Origin of the sequence: Catellatospora sp. KI3, from assembly GCF_029948125.1 — a bacterium.
Taxonomy (GTDB): Bacteria; Actinomycetota; Actinomycetes; order Mycobacteriales; family Micromonosporaceae; genus Catellatospora.
Window position 1 is genome coordinate 1 of record NZ_JASAMB010000057.1, and the last position, 4,228, is coordinate 4,228.

The following is a 4,228-nucleotide window of genomic DNA, read 5'->3' on the forward strand; positions in this document are numbered from 1 at the left end:
CACCCGGCAGCGGTAGGACCCGTCACCGGTCCGACCCAGGCTCTGCCGCGCACGAGCGGTGGCCCGCACCGCGCCCGATCGGCATCGTGCAGGCAGGCCGAGGGCGGGCAGGGACGAAGGGCGGGCTCGGTCGAACGAGCCCGCCCACCTCACACACATGTACCGACATCGCCGGCCTGCCGGGGGACCCGGTCGCGAGCAGCCGCCGATTCGGTCGTCATCCATTCAAGGAGCTCCCCATGAGGAAACGCAGCACCATCCACGCCGCCTGGATATCGGCCGGCACCGTCCTGCTGGCGTCGGCCGCGGTCGCGGTCGCGCTGCCGGCCGGTGCCGCTGCCGCAGGCTGCGCGGTGGACTACACCGTGTCGTCGCAGTGGCAGGACGGTTTCGGGGCCAACGTCACCATCACGAACCTCGGCGACCCGATCGCGAACTGGACCCTGACCTGGTCCTACACCGCAGGTCAGACCGTCACGCAGTTCTGGAACACGACCTTGACCCAGAGCGGTGCCGCGGTCACCGCCAAGAATGTCAGCTACAACGGATCGCTCGCGACAAACGGAACCGCCGCTTTCGGCTTCAACGCCTCGTGGAGCGGCAGCAACCCCGCTCCCGCGAGCTTCGCGCTGAACGGAGTGGCCTGCACCGGCGGCACCACGCCGACATCACCGAGCGCCTCCCCGAGCGCTTCCCGAAGCCCGTCGCCGAGCGCGTCGCCGAGCACCGGGCCCTCCACGGGGCCTGCCGACATCACCGTCAACAGCGCCACGACGTACCAGACCATCGACGGCTTCGGGGCCGCCGTGTCGATCTGGGGGAGTGCCTGGTCGACCGCCGAGACGCAGACCCTGGTCGGGCTGGGACAGAACCAGCTCGGCCTGTCGATCGTGCGAACCGGCATCTCTCCGGTCTCCAGCGAGTGGGGAACCCAGGTCAACGCGCTGAAGACGGCTAAGTCGTACGGGTCGGGGGTGAAGATCCTGGCGTCGCCGTGGACGGCGCCGGCGGCGTGGAAGACCAACAACAGCCGTATCAACGGCGGCAAGCTGAAGACCGACTACTACGACGACTACGCCAACCACCTCAACAGCTACGTGCAGTACATGCGCAACCAGGGCGTGCCGATCGATGTCACCTCGGTGCAGAACGAGCCGGACTGGCACCCGGACTACGACTCGATGGACTGGAGCGGCACCGAGCTGCAGAACTTCGTGTGCACCCAGGGTGCGAAGGTGCAGAACACCAAGCTGCTGGTCGCCGAGGCGGTGAACCTCAACTACAGCTACACCGACCCCAGCCTGAACGACTCGTGTGCCCGCAACAACCTCGGCTACATCGGCGGTCACCTGTACGGAACCGAGTCCGCGGGACGGCTGGCCCCGTACAACCTGGCCAGGCAGTACAACAAGCCGGTGTGGATGACCGAGTGGAATCTGCACGCGGCCGACGGCGGCGGCTCCAACATCTGGGGCAACCCCAGCAACCTCGCGGTCTGGAACGAGACGCTCGACGACATCATGCGCACCGTGCACAAGTCGATGGAGTCCAACTGGGGCGCCTACATCTGGTGGTACGGCAAGCGCTACTACTCCTTCATCGGTGACGGTGAGGCCGCATACGGCACCACCGCGGGCGCTCCCCTGAAGCGCGGCTTCGCGTTCTCCCAGTACGCGAAGTACGTCCGCCCCGGATACCAGCGGGTCGCGCTGACGAAGAGCTCGAAGGCCTCCCCGCTGGAGGTGACCGCCTACGTGGGCGCCGGAAAGATCACCCTGGTCATCCTCAACCGGTCGACCAGCGCGGTGAACAACGCCGTGATCCAGGCCCCGCAGCACATCACGAGCGCGCAGCACTTCCTCACCTCGCAGAACGCCAACGCCGCCAGCCAGTCGGTCGCCGTGAACGGGCAGCAGGTCTCCGTCAACGTCGCCGCTCGCAGCATCTCGACCGTCGTGATCACCCTCTGAGGGTGCCGCCGGACCGGCACCTGTCCCGGTCGGACGTGCGGGGCGGCCACCGCGCCGCACGCCCGACCGGGTAGGGCGAATCAAGGACGGGTGCCTTCACGTCCGCGGTGGCGCGGTGCTGCCCCGTACGATCAGGGTCGTGGCGAGCTCGATACGAGTCCGCCGAGGGGTCTCACCGGCAGCCAGCTCGACGGCGAACCTCGCGGCGGTGGCGCCCATCTCGGCGAACGGCTGGCGCACCGTGGTCAGCGGGGGCGCACACCATGCGGCGTGCTCGACATCGTCGAAGCCGACGACGCTGAGATCGTACGGAATGCGCAGACCCTCGATGCGGGCCGCCTCATAGACGCCCAGCGCCTGCAGGTCGTCGCCGCACACGACGGCGGTGGGCGGGTCGGGCAGGCGAAGCAGTTCCAGCGCGAGCTCGCGACCCTGCTCGAAGGTGTACAGCCCGTTGCGCAGCAGCCGCTTGTCGAACGGCGCACCCGCCGCGTCCATGGCGGCCCGGAGTCCGTCCAGGCGGGCCCGGGACGAGAGGTCCTTGACCGGACCGGACAGCACGCCGATGCGCCGGTGCCCGAGGTCGAGCAGGTGTCGCGTGGCGTCCAGGGCGCCGCTCCAGTTGGTCGCGCCGATGGAGGGCGTGCTATGCAGATCGCTGGTGGGGTCGAGGGCGACCAGCGGGACTCCGTTGGCTTCCAGCGCCTCGCGGTGCTCGGCGGTGACGGCGGAGGTGACTGCGATCACCGCGGCCGGCCGGCGACGCAGCAGCGTGTCCACCCACGGCGGGCCGGTCCGGCCGCGGCGGGACACGTCGAGGTAGCCGAAGGTCAGGTCCTGGGCGGCGGCGACCTCCGCGACGCCGCGCATTATCTCCATGGCGATCGAGCTCAGCATGTTGTGGAAGACGACCTCGAGGTGCTGACTCGGCTGGGCGGGGGCCGACCGGCGGTAGCCGTGGTCGCGCAGGAGTGCCTCCACCCGCCGGCGGGTCTGTTCGCCGACGCCCGCCCTGCCGTTGAGGACCTTCGAAACCGTCGGCGGCGAGACCCCCGCGAGCTCGGCGATCGCCGCCACGGGCAGGTCGCCGACGCGCCGTCGCCGGGCAGGTCCGGGGCTGTCCAACATGGCAGCGAGTGTACGGAGGGCGGGCTCAGAGCGGGCGGGCACGGCCGGGCATCCACCCTGGGATGTCATGGTCCGGGATGACGACACCCCGCATCTTCCAGTTCGCCGTCAGCTTTCGTGAAAAGCGTTATGAAAGGGCGTGGCGGCGAGTCGTTCGCGAAATTTCGCGGCCCGCATTCCGGGCCGTTGCTGCGCGGTGCGGGCGCATGGAAGGCTCATGAGCTGCTGTCATGTGGCGATCTGTGCTCCGGCCGATTGTGCCATCTCCGAAATCCGATGCGACGCATCTTGAAACTTCGGAAGGTGCCTGGCAACCTCACAACCTAGACGGGAGCGCTCCCGCCGGTGCTCACGAGCGACTGCGCGGCCAGACCTCGTCGAGTCCGCGGCTGGACGTGCGGTCGCTGACCCGCACCGACTCCGGGGGAGCCGTCGCCCGCGCCCGAAAGTTTCGAAATCGGGTCGGCTTCGATAATAGAAGAAGTGCCATTACGCAGTCGGGATCGATCAAGTCGGACCCGACTTTGACCTGTTCTTTCTGTAGATCGAAGCGCGGGAATTGTTTCCGGAAGTTTTCCGATAGTTGTTGCCTTGCAACGCATCTCGATGGCAGCATCGGCGCCGATATATCTCTCAAAGGCGTTGTCCGGTCGTAGCAGCAAGACGACTCGGGCGCTGGCAGAAAGGAAGCCAAGGTGCCTACAAGCCCCTCCGCCCTCCGGGGCGGAAGTCGGCGGAAGCGATCGCTTCCCCTCAGAGCGCTGACGGCCGGTGTGGTCAGTGCCGTAGCCGTGGCCGCCGCCGCGGTGATGATGCCGTCCGCGGACGCCGCGGAGAGCACGCTGGGTGCGGCAGCCGCTCAGTCGGGCCGCTATTTCGGCACGGCGATCGCGGGTGGCCGGCTCGGCGACTCGACGTACACGACGATCGCGGCGCGTGAGTTCAACATGGTGACGGCCGAGAACGAGATGAAGATCGACGCCACCGAACCGAACCGGGGGCAGTTCACTTTCAGCGCCGGTGACCAGATCTACAACTGGGCGACCCAGCGCGGCCTGAAGGTGCGCGGCCATACTCTTGCCTGGCATGGGCAGCAGCCCGGCTGGATGCAGAGCCTGTCGGGCTCCAAC

At 68.1% G+C, this 4,228-nt stretch carries 3 protein-coding genes; 2 read left to right on the plus strand and 1 reads right to left on the minus strand.

Annotated features, from left to right (window positions below; translation table 11 throughout):
* The first annotated feature begins 239 nt into the window (after window positions 1–239).
* A complete protein-coding gene (locus QEZ54_RS36140; protein WP_281309297.1) occupies window positions 240–1,970 on the plus strand; it encodes a cellulose binding domain-containing protein in 1,731 nt (576 codons plus the stop codon).
* Between the two features lie 96 nt (window positions 1,971–2,066).
* On the opposite strand, the gene QEZ54_RS36145 is transcribed toward QEZ54_RS36140, so the two are convergent.
* Window positions 2,067–3,098 (minus strand): LacI family DNA-binding transcriptional regulator, encoded by a 1,032-nt coding sequence (locus QEZ54_RS36145; protein ID WP_281309298.1) that lies wholly within the window; start codon window positions 3,096–3,098, stop codon window positions 2,067–2,069.
* Between the two features lie 791 nt (window positions 3,099–3,889).
* On the opposite strand from QEZ54_RS36145, the gene QEZ54_RS36150 reads away from it, so the two are divergent.
* Window positions 3,890–4,228 (plus strand): endo-1,4-beta-xylanase (locus tag QEZ54_RS36150; RefSeq protein ID WP_281309299.1); only part of this gene is annotated, 339 nt, incomplete at its 3' end.